Annotated in this window: 21 protein-coding genes and 1 tRNA gene; 9 read left to right on the forward strand and 13 right to left on the reverse strand. The window is 58.7% G+C overall.

What is annotated here, in order from left to right:
• Positions 1–6: 6 nt before the first annotated feature.
• Positions 7–408, reverse strand: coding sequence for an acyl-CoA thioesterase (locus tag GRI35_RS13015; RefSeq protein ID WP_202390563.1), 402 nt, complete (start codon positions 406–408; stop codon positions 7–9).
• 178 nt (positions 409–586) lie between these two features.
• Between GRI35_RS13015 and leuC the strand changes: the two genes are divergently transcribed.
• The 8 genes from leuC (at position 587) to GRI35_RS13055 (ending at position 6,219) form a co-directional block, all read left to right on the forward strand.
• Positions 587–2,020 carry a 3-isopropylmalate dehydratase large subunit gene (gene leuC / locus GRI35_RS13020; protein ID WP_160614550.1) on the forward strand — a complete coding sequence of 478 codons (1,434 nt, stop codon included), beginning with the start codon at positions 587–589 and terminating at the stop codon, positions 2,018–2,020.
• 46 nt (positions 2,021–2,066) lie between these two features.
• Positions 2,067–2,231 (forward strand): isopropylmalate isomerase, encoded by a 165-nt coding sequence (locus tag GRI35_RS13025; protein ID WP_160614551.1) that lies wholly within the window; start codon positions 2,067–2,069, stop codon positions 2,229–2,231.
• Positions 2,231–2,845 (forward strand): 3-isopropylmalate dehydratase small subunit, encoded by a 615-nt coding sequence (gene leuD / locus GRI35_RS13030; RefSeq protein ID WP_160614552.1) that lies wholly within the window; start codon positions 2,231–2,233, stop codon positions 2,843–2,845. Before GRI35_RS13025 ends, leuD begins: the two co-directional genes overlap by 1 nt.
• Complete coding sequence (locus GRI35_RS13035) at positions 2,842–3,843, forward strand: NADPH:quinone oxidoreductase family protein (protein WP_160614553.1); 1,002 nt, start codon at positions 2,842–2,844, stop codon at positions 3,841–3,843. Before leuD ends, GRI35_RS13035 begins: the two co-directional genes overlap by 4 nt.
• Positions 3,844–3,915: 72 nt before the next feature.
• Complete coding sequence (locus tag GRI35_RS13040; RefSeq protein ID WP_160614554.1) at positions 3,916–4,239, forward strand: DUF1476 domain-containing protein; 324 nt, start codon at positions 3,916–3,918, stop codon at positions 4,237–4,239.
• A 4-nt stretch (positions 4,240–4,243) separates the two neighbouring features.
• Positions 4,244–4,480 carry a BolA/IbaG family iron-sulfur metabolism protein gene (locus GRI35_RS13045; RefSeq protein ID WP_160614555.1) on the forward strand — a complete coding sequence of 79 codons (237 nt, stop codon included), beginning with the start codon at positions 4,244–4,246 and terminating at the stop codon, positions 4,478–4,480.
• A gap of 27 nt (positions 4,481–4,507) precedes the next feature.
• Complete coding sequence (gene grxD, locus GRI35_RS13050) at positions 4,508–4,837, forward strand: Grx4 family monothiol glutaredoxin (protein WP_160614556.1); 330 nt, start codon at positions 4,508–4,510, stop codon at positions 4,835–4,837.
• Between the two features lie 596 nt (positions 4,838–5,433).
• The gene (locus tag GRI35_RS13055; protein ID WP_160614557.1) at positions 5,434–6,219 is read left to right on the forward strand and encodes an NUDIX hydrolase; all 786 of its coding nucleotides are present in this window, start codon (positions 5,434–5,436) and stop codon (positions 6,217–6,219) included.
• A 1-nt stretch (position 6,220) separates the two neighbouring features.
• Here GRI35_RS13055 and GRI35_RS13060 read toward each other — a convergent pair.
• A tRNA-Arg gene (locus GRI35_RS13060) sits at positions 6,221–6,297 on the reverse strand.
• A 59-nt stretch (positions 6,298–6,356) separates the two neighbouring features.
• Here GRI35_RS13060 and GRI35_RS13065 point away from each other — a divergent pair.
• Entirely contained in the window at positions 6,357–7,106 is a 750-nt protein-coding gene (locus GRI35_RS13065) for a queuosine precursor transporter (RefSeq protein WP_160614558.1), read from the forward strand.
• 2 nt (positions 7,107–7,108) lie between these two features.
• Here GRI35_RS13065 and GRI35_RS13070 read toward each other — a convergent pair whose 3' ends face one another.
• The 11 genes from GRI35_RS13070 to GRI35_RS13120 form a co-directional block, all read right to left on the reverse strand.
• Positions 7,109–8,659 carry a Ppx/GppA family phosphatase gene (locus GRI35_RS13070; protein WP_160614559.1) on the reverse strand — a complete coding sequence of 517 codons (1,551 nt, stop codon included), beginning with the start codon at positions 8,657–8,659 and terminating at the stop codon, positions 7,109–7,111.
• Positions 8,659–10,827 (reverse strand): RNA degradosome polyphosphate kinase, encoded by a 2,169-nt coding sequence (locus GRI35_RS13075; protein WP_160614560.1) that lies wholly within the window; start codon positions 10,825–10,827, stop codon positions 8,659–8,661. The genes GRI35_RS13070 and GRI35_RS13075 overlap by 1 nt, the downstream gene beginning before the upstream one ends.
• 144 nt (positions 10,828–10,971) lie before the next feature.
• Complete coding sequence (virB11, locus tag GRI35_RS13080; protein ID WP_160614561.1) at positions 10,972–11,985, reverse strand: P-type DNA transfer ATPase VirB11; 1,014 nt, start codon at positions 11,983–11,985, stop codon at positions 10,972–10,974.
• Between the two features lie 14 nt (positions 11,986–11,999).
• Complete coding sequence (locus GRI35_RS13085; RefSeq protein WP_160614562.1) at positions 12,000–13,106, reverse strand: TrbI/VirB10 family protein; 1,107 nt, start codon at positions 13,104–13,106, stop codon at positions 12,000–12,002.
• Positions 13,106–13,906 carry a TrbG/VirB9 family P-type conjugative transfer protein gene (locus tag GRI35_RS13090; protein WP_160614563.1) on the reverse strand — a complete coding sequence of 267 codons (801 nt, stop codon included), beginning with the start codon at positions 13,904–13,906 and terminating at the stop codon, positions 13,106–13,108. The genes GRI35_RS13085 and GRI35_RS13090 overlap by 1 nt, the downstream gene beginning before the upstream one ends.
• Positions 13,903–15,114 (reverse strand): type IV secretion system protein, encoded by a 1,212-nt coding sequence (locus GRI35_RS13095; protein ID WP_160614564.1) that lies wholly within the window; start codon positions 15,112–15,114, stop codon positions 13,903–13,905. The genes GRI35_RS13090 and GRI35_RS13095 overlap by 4 nt, the downstream gene beginning before the upstream one ends.
• Positions 15,111–17,540, reverse strand: coding sequence for a VirB4 family type IV secretion/conjugal transfer ATPase (locus GRI35_RS13100; protein ID WP_160614565.1), 2,430 nt, complete (start codon positions 17,538–17,540; stop codon positions 15,111–15,113). The genes GRI35_RS13095 and GRI35_RS13100 overlap by 4 nt, the downstream gene beginning before the upstream one ends.
• A gap of 35 nt (positions 17,541–17,575) precedes the next feature.
• The gene (locus GRI35_RS13105) at positions 17,576–17,860 is read right to left on the reverse strand and encodes a type IV secretion system protein VirB3 (RefSeq protein WP_160614566.1); all 285 of its coding nucleotides are present in this window, start codon (positions 17,858–17,860) and stop codon (positions 17,576–17,578) included.
• A 6-nt stretch (positions 17,861–17,866) separates the two neighbouring features.
• Complete coding sequence (locus GRI35_RS13110; protein WP_407985118.1) at positions 17,867–18,145, reverse strand: TrbC/VirB2 family protein; 279 nt, start codon at positions 18,143–18,145, stop codon at positions 17,867–17,869.
• Between the two features lie 30 nt (positions 18,146–18,175).
• Positions 18,176–18,811, reverse strand: a complete 636-nt coding sequence (locus GRI35_RS13115; RefSeq protein WP_235900224.1) for a lytic transglycosylase domain-containing protein — start codon at positions 18,809–18,811, stop codon at positions 18,176–18,178.
• Between the two features lie 152 nt (positions 18,812–18,963).
• Positions 18,964–19,335 (reverse strand): hypothetical protein, encoded by a 372-nt coding sequence (locus GRI35_RS13120; protein WP_160614568.1) that lies wholly within the window; start codon positions 19,333–19,335, stop codon positions 18,964–18,966.
• Positions 19,336–19,374 lie beyond the last annotated feature (39 nt).

Below are 19,374 nucleotides of genomic sequence, written 5' to 3' on the forward strand. Positions count from 1 at the left end.
TATAGCTTAATCACTCGCAGGAAAGAAGAACCGCGCAATTTCCTCGCCGATACGCGCAGGGCGCAGCGTTTCCGCATCAATGCAGCACCAGCTCGACTGGATCTCCGCGAGAACATCCTCGCCGCGCTGGATTACCGTGTGATAGAATGCGCGGGCGCCTTTGGTGCTTTCCAGCATGGTGTTGGCGATAACATCGTCATCCAGAAAGGCTGGTTTGCGGTAAGTGATCTCGTGCTTCAACGCGACCCATGCCCGGCTCGCAACAGCATCGGCGGGCGCAATATTGCGCCAGTGCGACAGCACCGCATCCTGCACCCAGCCGAGATAGCGCGCATTGTTCACATGCCCCATGAAATCGATGTCCGATGGCACAATCGTGATCGGGAAGACGTAGGGCTTTGCTGACATACGTGTCAGTTAGGCGCTGAACCCTTTCGATTCCATGACAAAACGCTATGGAATTTCGAATTTTCTCGATTGTTGCAGTTGGGGCGCGGCTATTGCTGAGGATACTACACCTCCGATTGTTGGGTGGGCTGAAGTTTTCCTAACTTGAGGTGCCTGAACGGCTGACCTAGGCGAAAGCATGGCCAGCCGTCCTCTTACCTTGTACGAAAAAATCTGGAACGCCCATGTCGTGGAGACCCGCGATGACGGGACCGCCTTGATCTTTATCGACCGGCATTTGGTCCATGAAGTGACCAGCCCGCAAGCTTTCGAAGCACTGCGATTGGCAGGCCGCAAAGTCCGCCGACCGGATCTCACGTTGGCAGTTCCCGACCACAATCTGCCGACGACGCCTCGGCTGGACGCAGACGGCAATAAAATCCCGATTTCCGACCCGCAAAGCGCAGCACAATTGGAAGCGCTGGAGGCCAATGCACCCGAGTTCGGGATCCGCTACATCAATGCGACCGCTGCCGAGCAAGGCATCGTCCATGTGGTAGGGCCGGAACAGGGCTTCTCGCTCCCCGGAACCACCATTGTTTGCGGCGACTCGCATACTGCCGCGCATGGCGGCGTTGGTGCGCTGGCGTTTGGTATTGGCACCAGCGAGGTCGAGCATGTTCTCGCCACGCAAACGCTGTTGCTCAAACGCTCGGAAGCGATGGAAGTCGCAGTGACCGGAGAGCTCGGCCCCGGCGTAACGTCCAAAGACTTGATCCTGCACATTATCGGCGTTGTCGGCACCGCTGGCGGCACTGGCCACGTGATCGAATATCGCGGCGATGTGTTCGAGAAGATGAGCGTCGAAAGTCGTCTCACCGTGTGCAACATGTCTATCGAAGCAGGCGCGCGCGCCGGATTGATCGCGCCGGATGAAACGACATTTCGATATCTAAAAAATCGCCCGCTTTCGCCCAGTGGAGAAGATTGGGACAAGGCTGTTGCTTACTGGAGCAGTCTTCGGACCGATCCGGGCGCAACCTTTGATAAGGTGGTCCGCCTCGAAGCGGCAGACGTTGAGCCAACCGTGACTTGGGGCACCAGCCCCGAGGACGTGGTTCCCATTGGCGGCGCTGTCCCTGCCCCGTCCAGCTTTGCAGATCCGTCCAAGAAAGACGCCGCGCAAAAGAGCCTCGACTATATGGGGCTAACCCCCGGCCAGAAGATGACCGATGTTGACGTCCAGAATATCTTCATCGGCAGCTGTACCAACAGCCGGATTGAAGATTTGCGCGCCGCCGCGGAAGTGCTGCGCGGTAAACACAAGGCCGACGGTGTGAAATGGGCTATTGTCGTCCCCGGCTCTGGCCTCGTCAAACAAATGGCGGAGGAAGAGGGCCTAGACAAAGTCTTCATCGATGCTGGTCTCGAATGGCGCGAACCCGGATGCTCGGCCTGCCTCGGCATGAACCCGGACAAAGTCCCGCCTGGCGAACGGTGCGCTTCCACCAGCAATCGCAATTTCGTCGGCCGCCAAGGGCCCGGCTCGCGCACGCATTTGATGAGCCCCGCGATGGCGGCTGCCGCTGCAATAACGGGCAAGCTCACCGACGTCAGAGAGTTGGTGAAATAGGACGAATGCACTTGCCACTCCACGCACGGAGCACCATTGAAAGAGTATGACAAAGAAACTTCCCAAATCGATTGGCGGAAAAGCTGCGCTGGGCGCAGCGGCCATAGGTTCTGCAGCGGTCGCAGCCGCATTGCTCTACGCCTCCAAACGCAAAGAGAAGAAGGCGCAGCCCCCCAAAGTACCGAGCGGTGAGAAGCCGGAAACCGATTGATGGACCCGGTCACCAGCGTTGAAGGCCGCGCGATTCCGTTTGGCGCGAAGAATGTCGATACTGATATCATCATTCCCGCTGCATGGCTGAAGACTATCACCCGCGAAGGCTTGGGTGAAGGTGCGTTCGAGACTATCCGCGCGCAAAAAGGCAATGTGTTCGATGATCCTGAATACGCAGGCGCGCCTATCCTGATTGCGGGCGACAATTTCGGGTGCGGATCAAGCCGGGAGCATGCTGCGTGGGCGCTGCTCGATATGGGCGTCAAAGTGGTTATCGCGCCAAGTTTTTCGGATATTTTTGCGGGCAATGCGTTCAAGAACGGTATTTTGACCGTGGCCCTGCCTCAAGAGCAGATCAACCGCCTGATGGACGTTGCCGAGAGCGATCCGGTCACTGTCGATCTGGAAACGCAAACGGTCACCACACCGTTTCAGGATCGCTTCACCTTTGAAGTCGATCCGTTCCGCAAGCGCTGCCTGAGCGAAGGGCTCGATGAAGTCGGTCTGACGCTGGAGCGCGATGCGGCCATAACCGATTACGAACAGAGGGCTGCGGCGGATATGCCGTGGCTCGCCAATAGTACGACACCATCTGAGGGGAAAGCCGCATGAAAGCCTTATTGTCCAAAGAAGTGGGCGGGCCAGAGACGCTCGTCGTCGAGGAGATCGACGAGCCGACACCAGGCAAAGGCGAAGTCCTGATCAAGGTCGCAGCCTGCGCGATCAATTTTCCCGACACGCTGATCATCCGTGATATGTATCAGTTCAAACCGCCCCGGCCATTCGCGCCCGGTGGCGAAATATCCGGCACAATCGAAGCGCTCGGCGAAGGCGTGGAAGGCTGGAAAGTCGGCGACCGCGTGCTGTCCGGTATCGGTAATGGCGGCCTGCAGGAGAAAGTCGTTGTCGCGGCAGCGCGCCTGTTCGCAGTTCCCGATTTTGTCGAACTTCCCGAGGCATCTGCTCTGCTGATGACCTACGGGACAACGATTCACGGCCTGAAGGATCGCGGCGATATCAAAAAGGGCGATACAATGCTGGTGCTCGGTGCAGCCGGCGGTGTGGGCCTGTCTGCGGTGGAACTGGGCAAAGCCTATGGCGCACGCGTTGTCGCTGCCGTTTCGAGCGAAGAAAAGGGCGAGGTCGCCCGCAAAGCCGGTGCCGACGAAGTGGTAATCTATCCCCGCGCTCCGTTCGATAAAGACACCTCGAAGGCGCTTGCAAAAGCTTTCAAGGATGCAGTGGGTCCAGAGGGTGCGGACATCGTCTATGACATTGTCGGTGGTGACTATTCAGAGCCTGCCCTGCGCGCGATCGCGTGGGAAGGCCGCTTTCTGGTCATCGGCTTCCCCGCCGGTATCGCAAAAATGCCGCTCAACCTGACGTTACTTAAAAGTTGCGACATTCGCGGCGTCTTCTGGGGGGCGTTTACCGCCCGCGAGCCACGCAAGAACGAAGCCAATATCGCCGAGCTTTTCCGCCTATGGAAAGAAGGAAAAATAAGTCCATTGGTGAGTGAAACATACCCGTTGGAACGCGCTCATGAAGCCATTGCCAAGCTTGAATCGCGCGGCGCGATCGGCAAGCTTGTTGTCACAATGGATGGCTAGCGCTTCTTGCGGGCGCTTGCGGCTGCCGTCCCGCGTTCCTATTTCAAATGTGACACATAATATGAGGTATCGATGACCGACTTTAACGACCGCAAAAAAGGCGAAGAAGCCAAGTTCGCATTCGACGAAGAGAATGCGTTCAAGATCGCCGCACGCCGCAATCGCTTGCTTGGCCACTGGGCTGCTGCGCTGATGGGTCTCGACGAAGAGGAGACCAAGGCTTACGCAACGGCAGTCGTTCAGGCTGACTTCGAAGAAGCCGGTGACGAAGACGTGATCCGCAAGCTGCTCGGCGATCTGACCACGGCCGAAGTCGATGTGGACGAAGCTGGTGTTCGCGCTGCTCTCGAAGAAAAGACGATCGAAGCCCGCCGTCAGCTTATGAGCGAGTCCTGACGCAATGCCCATGAGCGGGGAAGAAATTGAAGGCCTGATCAAGGCAGCGATGCCCGATGCCGAGGTTGAAATGACCGATCTGGCGGGTGATGGTGACCATTGGGCTGCCAAAGTCACGGCGCCGGATTTCGCCGGAAAAAGCCGCGTCCAGCAGCACAAGATGGTCTATGATGCGCTCGGCGGGCGAATGGGGGGCGTGCTTCATGCCTTGCAACTGACGACTGCCGTTCCCACTTCCTGATCAGATACGAACCACCTGGAAAATCCTATGTCCGATACTGAAGCCCGCATTTCCGAAGTCGTCACGAAGAACGATGTCGTCCTGTTTATGAAGGGCACACCTTTGTTCCCGCAATGCGGTTTCTCCAGCCGTGCAGTTGCGATCCTCGACCATTGCGGCGTTGCTTATGAAAGCGTCGACGTGCTGCAAGACATGGAAATCCGGCAGGGCATCAAGACTTATTCGGACTGGCCCACCATCCCGCAGCTATACGTCAAAGGTGAATTCCTTGGCGGCAGCGATATCATGATGGAAATGTTTGAGGCCGGTGAGCTGAAACAACTCATGGACGACAAGGGCGTCGCGAAGGCGTCCTAGTTTGCTTTAGCCTCAAGCGCCGGCGCTCACGTCCGAGTCTTTTGTTTAGACCCTCAGTCGCCGGGCGGAATGCATCCGCATTCCTTGGCTACCTCGCATAAGCTCGGGCGCGCGGTCGCGCTTGCAGTCCGTCTTCGTCGGACCGGACCACTCCAAGGCATTTCAGTACTGCGCAAGTTCGGTCAGCGACTAGCTGACCGCAAGGCCGACCGGCCGCCCGCAGGTGCCCCGCAGCGAAGCGGAGGGATCAGCACCGAGGACGCAAGCGCGGATGCGTTTGCGAAAAACAAATAAATACCGGCTACTGAGGGCCCAAACAAACTAAACAAAAAAGGGCCCCACCGCGATTGCGAATGGAGCCCTTGTTGTTTTGGGGAGCCAGAACCAAAGACCAGGAAGGTTCTGTCTCTCGTAGAAGACTGTTTGAACACAAGTACCGATGCACACCCCGTGCCAGTTTCAACGCCCCCCGGATTTGTGCGCAACACGATGGTAAACGCGCTTTAACGGCTGTGATAGGTGTAAAATTCTCCGACATGGCGGCGATTCATTTCAACCCTTGGCAGCGCACCCATGGTGCGGCAGAGCAGTGAGCGATGACCGAGAACTCCCCTCATACCAATCCCGATGGCATTCCCGCAGCGACTGTTGTTGTGTTTAGGCGTTCACCCGTTGGCGGTGCGCCTGAACTGTTGATGGTAACCCGGTCGCGCAATATGTCCTTTGCAGGCGGTATGGCGGTCTTTCCCGGAGGCCGCGTTGACCACGCCGATTTTGAACTGGCGAGCACACTCGCATCGGATCTGGCCGACGACGAAGTGGCGCACCGCGTTGCAGCGATCCGCGAAACGCTGGAAGAGACCGGCCTGGCCGTTGGCATCGTCGGTGATGTTACAAGCGAAACGGCACGCAAAGCGCGCGATCTGCTGCTCCAGCAGCAAGCGCTTGCGCCTGTGCTGGAAACTATGGACTGGTCGCTTGATCTGTCGGCGATCCTGCCATTCTCACGCTGGTTTCCAAAAAACGAGAAGCTCTCCCGCGTCTTCGATACGCGCTTCTATCTGGCCGACCTCGGCACCGGTGCCGTTGATATTGCAGTCGATGAAACAGAGAACACCAAGCTCTATTGGATCACCGCGCAGGGCGCATTGGACGCTGCCGAAACGGGCGATCTGTCGATCATCTACCCGACCCGCCGCAATCTGGAGCGATTGGCCCAGTTTGGCGACTTTGCCGAAGCGGCAGATCACTGCGCCAACTTCCCGTCCAAGATGATTACACCCTTCATCGAGGAACGCGACGGCGCGCGCTGGTTATGTATCCCCGATGATGCGGGATACCCTGTGTTTGCCGAGCCGCTGGATACGGTCGCAAGAGGGTAAGTGGCGCGCCCGGCAGGACTCGAACCTGCTGCCTCAAGATTAGAAGTCTCGCGCTCTATCCAGATGAGCTACGGGCGCGCATGCGGAGCCGCATAGCCTGCTTTTCGCGGCCTGCAAATGCGGATAGGGTCTTTGTGATGAACGATCCGAGAGTCAGCAACCGAACGGCGCAGCCAAACTTCCGATATTTCGATCTGGTGATGGCGGCGTTTGTCACAATATTGCTGCTGTCGAATGTCATCGGCGCGGCCAAACTTTCCGAGCTGCCGATGTCCTGGTGGCCATCAGGCTGGTGGCCTGCGCCCGACGGTATGTTTATTTTCGGCGCAGGCATATTGTTCTTTCCCCTAAGCTACGTGATCGGCGACGTGCTCACCGAAGTGTACGGATATGCCCGCGCCCGGCGGGTAATCTGGGTCGGGTTCGCGGCAATGCTTTTCATGGCCTTTATGAGTTGGGCGGTGGTAGCAATGCCGCCCGCGAGCAGCTGGGCCGGACAATCCGCCTATGAGCAGGTTTTCGGCCTGATTCCGCGTATTGTTTTTGCGTCGATCGTGGCATTCTGGGCGGGCGAATTCGTCAATTCTTTCGTGATGGCACGAATGAAGATTATGACGCAGGGTAAAGCCCTGTGGAGCCGGACGATCGGGTCAACTTTTGTCGGTCAAGGAGTCGACAGCCTGCTATTTTATCCGATCGCCTTTCTCGGGGTTTGGGAAACGCGCGACGTGTTGCTGGTCATGGTCACAAATTGGGCACTTAAGGTTGTGTGGGAAGCGCTGCTGACACCGGTCACATATGCCGCAGTCGGCTGGCTCAAACGCCGGGAGGGTGTCGAGATTTTCGACACCAATACCAACTTCTCGCCCTTTGCAAAATCGAACTGACGCTATTTCGCCAGTTCTATATCCGGCTGACGAAGCAGTCCCATCTCCACCTCGCCCAGCACTCGCATGACGGGGTTGAGACCCAGGCGATCCGCCAGCAGGTCCATGTCCTTCTCGTTCGGAATGCCGTAGAATGCGCGGTGGCTATGCTCGATCGAAAGGACCAGATCATCGCTCTCGACCCGCAGGTCGCTGACGTTGAATGTCCGGTCTGATCGCCCTCCTAAACGGCGGCAAAGGCGGATTGCCAAACCCCACGAAATCGCCTCTTCGATCTGCGCGGGTGACGCCAGCTCGGCCACCGAATCCGGCATGTCGCAATTGTTACCGTTCGCGGAAACCGCCGCGGCCATCATTGCGCGGCCACACGCATCGAGCGCGATCCAGCGCTTGTGAAGCGCCCAGTCCATGGCAATTTCGCGGCGCAAGTTTGGTTCGATCTGCATGGACGCAAGTGCAAGCATCGTCGCGGAAAGGCGCAAGCGTTCGGAGCCCTGCGACATTTCCGGGACTGCTCGCACTGTCCAACCGGCCACTTGCGTAGCAAGTGCAGGCGGGCAGCCGCGCAAATTTGCGAACTCACCCACGCCCGCAAGCAACGGGTCCTGCTTGCGCGCATATTCTTCGAGTTCATCAAACAGCACACCTTCGCGCAGGCCCCACGACGAAAATATGATTTTCTCGGGAGTGAAACGCTCAAGCAATGTGGACAGAAGGACTCCCGCGTTCGGAAGACTCTGTGACCGCATCGTCGAGATACGCGGGGATGTGTTCAAAGCCTCCGGCTCCATATCCGCGATCTTCGCAGCAAGCGCTTGGGCGTCCTGAAGTGGCATTTCAAACCCGTGCGGATCGGTCAGCGGATAATTGCGATCCTCCATCGCGACCACTGCCATAGCGCGCCATGTACCGCCCACCAAATACAGCGCGCCGTCGACATGCTCCAACCAATCTGCCGCAGCGAGTACATTGGAAAGATTGCTTTTGGTGTCTGCGTGGTTCGTGCCGCGATGTTCGGGCAGCCGCAACGTGCCAAGCGGCAGGCTGGTCGCCAACCCGCAATCGCTATCGCCGATCAGCACCAATTCCAAGCTACCGCCCCCCAAATCGGCGACGACACCTTTTGCACCGGGGAACGCGCCATTGATGCCCATGGCACTAATCCGCGCTTCCTCGTCTCCCGACAAAATACGCACAGGTAATCCAAGCGCGTTGACGGCTTTGACAAAATCCGGTCCATTGGTCGCCGCTCGAACTGCCGCCGTTGCGACAACATCAATCACCTCGACCTTCAATTCTTTCAGAAGTAACGCAAACCGTGTCAGCCCGCGCATCGCCAACTCGACAGCCGCATCAGCAAGCAGGCCGGTTTCAGCAATCTCGCGGCCCAGCTGCGCGACCACTTTTTCGTTGAACAGCACCACGGGTGCGCGGGGCGAACCGCCATACAGCACCAACCGCACTGTATTGGAGCCGATATCGATGATCGCCCGCTCAACTCTGTTTCCCGAGAACGCCCCCTGACGATCAGCCGAGCGCGAACGCAATGCCATCAGGCGCCGCCTCTGCGCAGTGCCAGCTTGGGCACGCCGCCTGCTTCCAGTGAACCACCACGGCCGGAAAGCGACGGATTGGTCATGAAATAGCGGTGACAATTGAACGGTTTTTCGCCGGTTTCCATGCGTTCGTAACTCCCGTCAGGCTGCTGTTCCCAGCTTTGCTCTGAATCGAGAAGATTTGCCAGTAGCACTTGCCCGAGAACCTGATCGTGCACCGTCCGGTTGCGGATCGGCACCATCACTTCAACCCGTCGGTTAAGATTGCGCGACATCGCATCGGCGGAGGAGATGAACACTTTTGCGCGTTCGCTAGGCATTTTGTAGCCAGCGGCGAACGCCCAGATACGGCTATGCTCCAGAAAACGCCCGATGATCGATTTAACACGGATATTCTGGGACAATCCTTCGACGCCTGCGCGCAGACAACTGATCCCGCGCACTACGAGCTGGATTTCCACGCCCGCCTGGCTCGCCGCATAGAGCCGGTCGATCACGCCTTTATCAGTCAGCGAATTGAGCTTCGCCCAGATCGCCGCCGGTCTGCCATTGCCCGCATTTTCGATTTCCTTGTCGATCAGTGTATAAAGCTGCTCACGTAGCTGGATAGGCGAGATTGCCAGTGTTTCCAGTCTGCGCGGTTCGACATAGCCGGTGACGAAATTAAATAGTTTCGCCGCATCGCGCCCGAATTTCGGATCGGCGGTGAAAAAACTGAGATCGGTGTAAATCTTGGCGTTGATCGGATGATAATTGCCCGTTCCGAAGTGGCAGTAGGTCCGCAGCCCCTGCTCTTCGCGGCGGACGACCATCGACACTTTGGCGTGTGTCTTCCAATCGACAAAGCCGTAGATCACCTGCACGCCGGCTCGCTCCAATTGCGATGCCCAGAGCAGGTTTTGCTCCTCATCAAACCGCGCCTTTAACTCGACCACGGCAGTGACCGACTTTCCATCCTCAGCAGCAGCAATGAGCGCCGCGATCACGGGCGATTGATTGCCCGCACGGTAGAGCGTCTGCTTGATAGCAACGACATCCGGATCGACAGCCGCTTGCCGCAGGAAATCGACCACCACTTCGAAACTTTCATACGGGTGGTGAATAACGATGTCTTTTTCGCGAATGGCAGAAAAACAGTCTCCGTCATGCTCGCGCACACGTTCCGGATAGCGCGGGCTGTAATTGGCGAATTTCAGATCGGGCCGGTCTTCGGCAACGATATCAGCGAGGCCCGCAATGCCGATCATCCCGTCCGTTTTTACCACAGTGCCGCCATGGATGCCCAATTGTTCGCGGAGAATTTCTTCTGCCACTGGATCAAAGTTTTCCTCGATCTCGAGCTGGATCACTTGGCCGCGGCGGCGACGCTGAATCGCGCTACGGAAAGTGCGGACGAGATCTTCAGCCTCTTCCTCGATCTCGATATCGCTGTCACGCAGCACCCGGAACGCGCCGTCGCCTTCGATCGCGAACCCCGGGAACAGATGTTTGGCGAAGCGCGCAATCAGACTTTCGATGCTGATATAGACCGCATCTTCGCCCGGCACGCGTACAAAGCGCGGCAGCCCGGACGGGATCAGGATCATCTCGACCACTTGCTCGCCATCGCTTTCGCGGGTGAGCGTGAAGAGGACGCCGATCCCCTCGTTAGAAACGAATGGGAATGGGTGCGCCGGATCAAGCGCCTGTGGGGTAATGACCGGCGCAATTTCTTCGAGGAAATAGGCCTTGAGCGTGCGGTAAGTTACGGCACTGACTCGCCGGTCATCCGCGATGGAGATGCCCGCTTCATCCAGTGCAGTGCGCAGATCCCGCCAGATATCTTGCTGCTTCTGGTTGATGTCCTGCACCGCATCGCGAATGGCAGCCAATTGCTGCGACGGGCTCCTGCCATCAATTGAAAGGCGCTCAATCCCGCGCTGGGCCTGGCCAACCAGACCCGCGACCCGGATCATCATGAACTCGTCGAGATTGCTGCCCGAAATCGACAGGAAACGCAGCCGTTCGAGCAGCGGATAATTGAGATTTTCAGCTTCCGACAGAACCCGCGCGTTGAACTCCAGCCAGCTTAGTTCGCGGTTGATATACCGCTCAGCTGCACCCTCCGACGCTGCTTGCGGATCAAGATCATCATCGGTGTCGAGCGGGATAGGATGCTGTGTCATAGACCTGAGCCGGCTGCGTGCCGGGGTGTATATTGTGGAAGGCTGGGCCGAAGGCTTGATAGCGTCTGTCCTGTAAGTAAATCGATGCGAGGGTCATGACATAAACGTGTCATACTCTGTCCCGCGAGCAATTTCAGCAACAGATTAAATAAGGGTGCTGGTCTCGGCAATTTCGCTGATTCCGCGCTTGCCATCCGCATCGCGGCCAAGCTGGACAATAACATCAACGACAGAAGCCGCGTAAGCAATTGTGTCCGAACGTGACAGACCGATGCCGGTTTGCATGACCATCAAAGCAAGCTGCTCCAACGCGCCGCGCAAGCTGTTGGCGTGAATGGTGGAAAAGCTGCCCGGATGTCCGGTATTGATTGCGCGCAGAAAGCTGACACTCTCCGCGCCGCGCAATTCGCCGAGTACGATGCGGTCGGGGCGCAGACGGAGGGCTGCTTGCAGAAGCTCGTTGGCGGTGACTTTTGCTTCACCCAATTCGCCTTTGACAGCGACCAGGCCGACACCGTTTTGGCCGGGTAGTTTGAGTTCCGGCGTATCCTCGACAGCGACCACGCGCTCATGGCTCGGTATTTCGCCGAGCATCGCGTTGAGGAAAGTCGTCTTGCCGGTCGATGTACCGCCAGAGATCAGAATTGTCCGCCGCGCGCCAATCGCTGCCCGCAGATAGTCGATCGGTTGTTGCTGCGGATCGGGTAGAGTCAGGCTCTCCGCAGGTTTCAGCGGGCCTGCATCATAGGCATCGAGCGGCAGGTCAAGCCTACGGTGGCGACGAATTGCCATCACCCAATGTTTGCGCGAAGCTGGCGGGCCGCAAAACTGGATGCGCGCGCCATCGGGCAAGGTCGCACCCAGCAGTGGATGCTCGCGATTGATACCCTGATGGCTGACCCGCGCGACTTGTTCGGCCAGTCTTTGCACCAGCTGGTCGTCGATCGCCGCGACATCGAGCCGCTGCATGCCGGATGATGCCGCATCTTCAATCCACACCTCACCCGGCCGGTTCACAATGATTTCTGTCACCGTGTCGCGGTCGAGCCACTCACGGAACGGCCCGAGATAGGCGTCCAGATACACACTGCGCTCTGCATCCAATCGCGGCACGGGCGCGGCCGTATCAGGCTGGAAAGGATGGATATCAGCGCTCATCAAGTCCCTGCCGTTCAGTTGCCCATGACGGTCGAGAAATCGAGATCGCGTGCAGTGAATACACGGATTGGTTCGCCCTGGCGCACACGGATGGTCGGCCCGATCTGGCTATCCTGCTGTGCCGCAGCAGCCGCCGCTTGACCGCCGCCGCCGAGAACAACCGAAGCACCACCCGTGCCGATGGCCGAAAGACCACCAACGACGGACAAGAGCATGGCCGATCCGAAACGCTGGAAGAAATTGCTTTTGACTTTGCCTTCGAGGCCCGTGGTTCCGTCAAAGCCAACAGCTGGCGATTGAATGTCGACAGAAGCCCCATCAGGGCGGATCAGGCGAGTCCAGATCACGTAAGCGCGCTTCTGGCCGTTCTGCAGGCCGGATTGATACTGACCGATCAGACGTGAACTGCGCGGGACCAGCACATTGGTTCCGTCAAAGCTGCGCACGTCCTGACTGACCACCGCGCGGACATAACCCGGGACATTGGTGTCGATGGCAGTTTCGAGCACTGCTGGAATGAGCGTTCCCTGTGTCACGGTCGTTTGCGGGTTGACCATCGCCTTGGCCTGGGCAGGGCCGCCGCCGACACCGCCAACGCGGCTGGCGAAATCATTGGCTGATCCCGTCCCGGGAACGTTGGGTGTGGCCTCTCCAATGGCGGCTGGCGGAACAGCCACTGTGCCTACCGGTGCACCGCTGGCGTCGAATACGACAGTCGGAGTTGCGTAGGGATTGGCTACAGGACCAGCGTTGGTCATCGGCGGATTCGCCAGCACCGGAGCCGGCGCCGGATCAATCCGCTGGGGAACCACGGCAGGCGTAGCAGCGACCGGAGCGGCTGCAACAGCGGTTTGCGGTGCCGGTTGCGGAGCGGGTTGCTGCGCGCCGCCCACACCTTCTGGCGGGGCAACGCGGGCGGAGTTCATGCCCCAGAGCGTCACTGCACCGATTGCCGCAACCAAGGCGACACCGGCGGCTAAGCCCAAACCGTCCGAGGCGCCCTTGCGCTGGGTAACGGCGGGGAACGAATTGCGACTGGCGAGATCGATGATTTCGGCAGATTCCTGCTCGCGCGGGTCGCCGTCATCTTTGCTGCCGGGAAGTTTGCCTGTGAGAGCCATTATTTACCCTCCCTATCCGAAGGAACATCCGACCGCGCCAGCGAGGCCTGGGGGTCACTGTTTGTCGCGCGGACCGGACCATCATTGATCAAAATCGCGCTGTTTTTGCCCGACCGCAGAACGATCTCACGCGGCACGCCGTCGACCACAATAGTATCACCGCGTACAGAGAAATTCACCGGTCCTTCGGTGCCTTTCGAGTCCTTTATCAGGATCGCCGGCACAGGCTTGCCCGAAGGCCATGTCAGGAATGTCGCATTCCCATCATCATAGGCCCGTTCGGGCAACACGTCGCGATCACCGTCACTTGACCATGCAAAGTTGAGCGCCGCCGGATCGACAACCGCATAGGGATCGCTGGCGGCAGCCAATTCAACTGCATTCGGCAGTTCGACAATTTGTGGCTCCTGCGGTTCGGGTTCTTCGGGGTATGTAAAGCGCAGCACGTAAAGCGGCTCCGCACGCGGGCTCGCAACCAGATCGAACAGATATGTGTGGCGGTTGGTAATGACCGTCATATTGGTGCGCGCCGTCGGGCTGAGCGGTTTCACGAACAGCAAATTAGCACGCTTGTTCGGGGTAACCTGCCATGCGCTTGAATCGCCAATGGCGACATTCTCGATGCTCTCATCGGGATCGAATGCGATTGTTGCTTGCACTTTGGTTTTGCCTTCGATTCGGACAACTTCGGCCGGATCATAGAGGCGCTCAACCAAACGCGGGTCATTCGCCGCTGCTGGGGTCGCGGAGGCGAACAGCGCCAATGCGGCTAGCGGCGCGAGGGAAAGCGCGCGTATCATTTCAATTTCTCCGAACTATTGCTGCTGGCAGAGCGGAAACGGTTGCCAATACCATTCGTGCGAGATGCGGCGGGCGTCAGCGGTTGCACTTGGCCGCTGCCCGAAGTGGTCGCGAAGACTTTTGTTTCGCGCTTGGTCACTGCACTATCGCCACCTGCAGTATCGTTCGCGGCTTGTGATGGCGCGATGCCTGATACCGGAATCGTGCGGCGCGGCGGGCTCGACATTCCAGCCGCCTGCGCCGTCGAAAGCGGTGCGATAGAAGCAGGCGCGGGTGCCGGTGTTTGCTGCACGAAAGGTGCGTCATCACGATCCGCTTTTTCGTCGGCGACAAGGCCGAAAACTTTCCAGCCGGAAACCATAGTGGCCGACACTTTCAGGACCATAATCATCAGCGCCACATGGACCGCGCCGATCAGGAAGAAGGCCATTGCCGAGCGTGGATCGATCTGCCCAGGAACCTGGCTGAGCGAGGACAGGATTGGCACGGCCAGCTCAAGCATCACGCCGCCGCCAAGCACGGCAAAGAGCGGTGTCAGGCCAAGCATCACGACACCCTTTAGCCAGCCAACAAACAAGCCGCGTGTGCTGGTGAATAGTGCCATCACCACAAAGATGGGTCCAAGGGCGACGAGCAGAGCAAGGCCGATCCGCGCCGTGACCAACACGCCTACCGTACCAAGCAAAAGCAGTAACGCGCCGAGCCACAAGATGCCTTGCGGAGAGAATGCAGTGATCTCTCCGCCGCCTTGCTGTGCACCTTGCGCTTGGCCGCCTACGCCTTCGGTCGCCTGCTGGACGGCCAGAAACACGATGTCGATCTTGTCGGCGAAGGTCGTCGTTGCGGAGCCCTGGCTGCCTGTCAGGATTGACGCCAGATAGTCCGGCGCACCAATCGCAAGGTTCCAAACGACAGTTTGATACGCCACCCAACTCGTGGCGAATGTTACGACCAAGCCCAGCGTCAGCATGCGCGGAACGAGCGAGCGGACCGACAGGTTGGAACGCCCCAAAAGCAATGCAATCGCGAAGAACGCAATAAACAGCCCCAGCAGCATTGTGAGCACCGGCGCCATGGCACCGCCGGGCGCGAACAGCCGCCCGAATGCAGCCGCGCTGACTTCCGATGCCGTGCAGTCGACCGCGCGCAAAGCCGCAGCCACGCCCGAACCGACTTCATTCATCAAGGCTTCGCAGTTTGCGCTCATTCGGCGGCCTGCCACACAGGAAATTCGCTATCGGCGCCCGGATTGCCGGGCCAGCCTTTGCCGGTCAGCGCGGGATACCATTCAGCGGGATTATCGCCGAGCGATTCACGCAGCGTATCGAGCCTGCGCACCGATGCCTCGCGGCCCGACAGGATGGTCAGAACCTCGGGTGCGTTCGATAGATCAAGCCGCACCACAACCGATGCATCGGGCTGGCGTACTAGGAAGCAGCGGCTATGCGCTGGTAGCGACCGGATCAGCGCCAATTCATGCTCGGTCAGGCCGAACCCGTCGCAGTAATCCTCCGCCTTGGCACGCGAGTTTGGCATGAAGACCATCGTTGCTGTCTGCTCGACCAATGCGGTCGATATCCGGCTATCCAGCGCATCGCGCGCGGACTGTGTCGCAAAACCGACCAGAGCATTGCGTTTCCGCAAAGTCTTGAGCCAATCGCGAATGCGCGCGGCGAAGACTTCATCATCCAGCGCTTTCCAGCCTTCGTCGATCAGGATCATGGTTGGCTCGCCATCCAGGCGCTGATCGATCCGGTGGAACAGATACATCATTGTCGGCGTGCGCAAGCGCGGGTTTTCGAGCAGCGCGGTCATATCGAAACCGAGCACGCGATTGTCGAGGTTCAAACGGTCCTGCTCATTATCGAACAGCCAGCCATGCTCCCCGTCTGTGATCCACGCTTCCAGCCGGCCCGCCAGATCACCCGGTTGCGGACGGCGTGAACCAGCCAGCAATTCCTTGAAATGGCGCAAGCGGCGTAGCGACGGGTCATTGGCATAAGTCGCATCGACCGCCGCGCTGATCGTGGCCAGCTCCTCCGGACCATCAGCGTTGAGCAGCACGCCCAGCCAGTCGCGTAAGAAGGCACGGTTGGTCGGATTGTCAGAAAGAGCCAGCGGGTTGAATCCGGTCGGCTGCCCCGCATTGATCCGGTCATAGCGCCCGCCAATGCCGCGCACGAACAGCTCGGCACCGCGATCCTTGTCGAACAGGATCGTGCGTGGGCTGAATTTCTGAGCCTGCGCTGCAAGGAAGTTCATCACTACGGTTTTGCCCGAGCCGCTGGGCCCGATGACCGAGAAATTGCCCAGATCGCCATGGTGGAAATTGAAGAAAAACGGTGTCGCGCTGGTCGTTTCCAGCAGCGTGACGGCCTCACCCCAATGATTGCCGCTGGCTTGCCCCAATGCAAAGCCATGGAGCGAGCCGAAGCTAGCCATATTGGCGCTGGAAATCATTGCACGGCGCACAAGATATTGCTCGTTACCGGGGAACTGCCCCCAGAATGCCGGTTCCAGATTGGTGTCCTCGCGCACCGCAATCGCGCCGGTGTCGGCAAGCGCGGCAGAACATGCGGCCGTGGCATCGTCCAGACGCGCCAGGTCGCTCTCGCGCACAAGAACGCTCAAATGGTGATCGCCAAAACCAACCGCGCCATTGCCCAGGGCATCGCGTGCAGCCATCATATCGGCACGCTCAGCAGCCGCTTCCTCATCCGCCGACCGCAACCGGCGGATCGACAAATCCATCCGCTCGCGCGCGGTCTGCCGTTCGCTCGGGGCATAGCTTTCGCTGACGACCATCTCATAGGGTAGCCGTAGCAAACCATCGAGCAGGCCGGGCGATGTCGCGTCGGGATATTCCTTCAAGCTGATCATCGCAGCAAAATCGGGTCCGCTCGACCCGCGCGATTCCATAGCATCGAGGCCGAAGCTGACGCGGCGATAAGGCAGCATCTGGCCGATATCCGTGTCTTCATGCGGACGGCGGACGGGCCGCATTTCGCCATTATAAAGGGCGCTCAGCAGTTCCAGAATTTCGTTGTTTGCACCGCCGCTGCCACCTTCATACTCATCGAGCAATCGCGCGCCATAGGATGACAGCGACGCAATCAGACCGGTGGCAGCAGCTTTCAGCGCGCGGACATCGCGCGGATCGGCTTCAATCTCTTCGCGCGTGCCGGATGTCCAGCGTTTCCACGTTTTCGCCATACGCTCTGCGAAGCCGGCCTTGCCACGCGCCGGACGGCGGATCAGCGTGATAAACTGGTCATTGATAAACAGCGCGCCGTGGCCAAGACGCTCTTTCCAGCGTTTGTCGATATGGGCCGAAAGCGGGTCTTCGAATTCCGCATCCAGTTCAACCTCGACCCGGCGGCGGATCACGTGGTGATACATCACAAAGCGTGCGTCGAGCGTCGAGCGCAGCATCACTTCGCGAGTGGCCGCATGGGCATTTAGCGCATCGCTATCTTCGGTTTCGAACAGCAGTCCCGGAACCTGAATAGCAGTCATGACCGAGCCATCGCGCAGCATCATCGTGCTGGCATCGATCAAGCCGGCATAGGGCAGCCGGTCGCCGGCGCGGGCTTCCTTGGCGCTCCAGGCTGCTGCTCCGATCCAGTTACTCATACTTTCAAGACCCTCCTTCAGGTCTTATTGCCCAGTCACGCGGCGTAGCTGTTGCAGCCCCACCGCTTCCAGTTTTTCACCCGCGGGCATTTGCTGACTTTGGTGATCCAAAGGTCAAACACTCGGGGCTCCCGCAGACAGGCAAAATAGCCGATGGCATGGAGAATAAAGGGCAACGGCAAAATCCACAGGCTTTTGAAAATCAGGAATAATTCGCCGGTCACCAGAAAATTGATGATGAAGAAGTTCATCGTCACACCGGCAAACATTTGCGGCCGGGTCAGCGAGCGATGGACAGGATGGCGAACGAGTTCGGTCATGATCGGTTAGCCTGCAGCTCCCTGAATACCGGCTACAATGGTGCTCGCGCCGAACAGGATGAACAGCCCGATGATTACCGTCGCACCAAATCGCCAGTTCATCCGGCCGGTCAGCATCATGAAGCCGATAGCTGCGACGGCCATGACCGCGATTGCGGTCGCCACATTACCAAGCAAAGTACCCTGCAACCATGCGAGCGCATTAACGATCGGGCCCGAGCCTTGCGGATCGGCCGCCTGCTGCGCCAATGCTGCGGTCGGCGAGAATGCCACAATTGCTGCCATGGCAGCAGAAAAACGAGACGAAAGACGCATCTAAATTGAACTCCGGGAATGGTTGGACAATCTGCCCATAATAGCAGCTACATATTCTTGAGTCTCGCGGATGCGCGGGACACCGCCTGCCTTGATCACACGGCCTGGTCCGGCATTATAAGCGGCGAGCGCTTTTTCGAGATTACCATCGAACCGATCGAGCTGTTCGCGGAGGTACCGCGCCCCGCCTTCCAGATTGGCAAAGGGATCGTTGGGATTAACGCCCAGTTCTCTGGCTGTGCCCGGCATCAATTGAGCCAGGCCGCGCGCGCCCTTCGGCGACACGGCGTTGGCTCGCCAACGGCTTTCTTGCCAGACCAGCGCTTCGATGAGCGCAGGACTGAGATCGAAGCGGCCTGAAAGCTCTTGCACTTTCGCAACGTAATGCGCCGGGATCAGCCCTGCCTGTCGCGCAGCATCTGCGATTGCTTCATTGGGAACCGCGAAGTCGGCGGATAGCTGAACCGGATCACCGGATTGCGGGGCAATCTCTGTAACAGGCACAGCGGTAGGACCGCCAGCAATCCAGCGCGCTCCATCCGCTTCAATTTGCATAACATCGGCCAATGCAGGCGCGGATGTCAGGACCAAGCACATCACAAGAGTGCCGCGGCCCAAAGTGCCAAGAATCATCATATGCTCCGTCCGACTCCCTTGTGCACCCTACATGACAACACGGTGACAACAAGGTGAACGGCGATGAAGAGGGCGTTACATTAATGCATAAAAGCCCGGCGAGCAGAAGCTCGCCTGGCAATTTGCGACCGCAAATGGATGGTTATTGGTGGTTAACGTGCAGCTACGCGCGTTGGCCCTATGCCAGCGTGCTCATCAAGCCGCGCTAGAGCACGACGGGCGAGCCAGCGGGAATCCACCCATTCACCCGATGCTGTCTCCAAGCGAAAGCGCGTTTCAGAGTGCGCGGCTGCATTGAGCAACTTACGCGCCAGTGCGACCCGGCCCTCTCTAGCATTGGCAATGCCCAAATTGATAAGCCGCGCAGGATCATCCAGATCAAGCGCGTCATTGGCTTCAATCCGCTCGATTGCTGCAGCGTTCTGCTCTGCCGCCATTTCATTATAGGCAACATCGACCATGTCTGCCGGTGCGGGTGTCGGCTGTAACAAAGCGAGTGCCGCGGCTGATACCAAAAGGGCCATGTGTTCTCTCCCAATTCATTAATCTGGTTGGGAAGATGT

It is taken from the genome of Pontixanthobacter aestiaquae (assembly GCF_009827455.1).
GTDB lineage: Bacteria > Pseudomonadota > Alphaproteobacteria > Sphingomonadales > Sphingomonadaceae > Pontixanthobacter > Pontixanthobacter aestiaquae.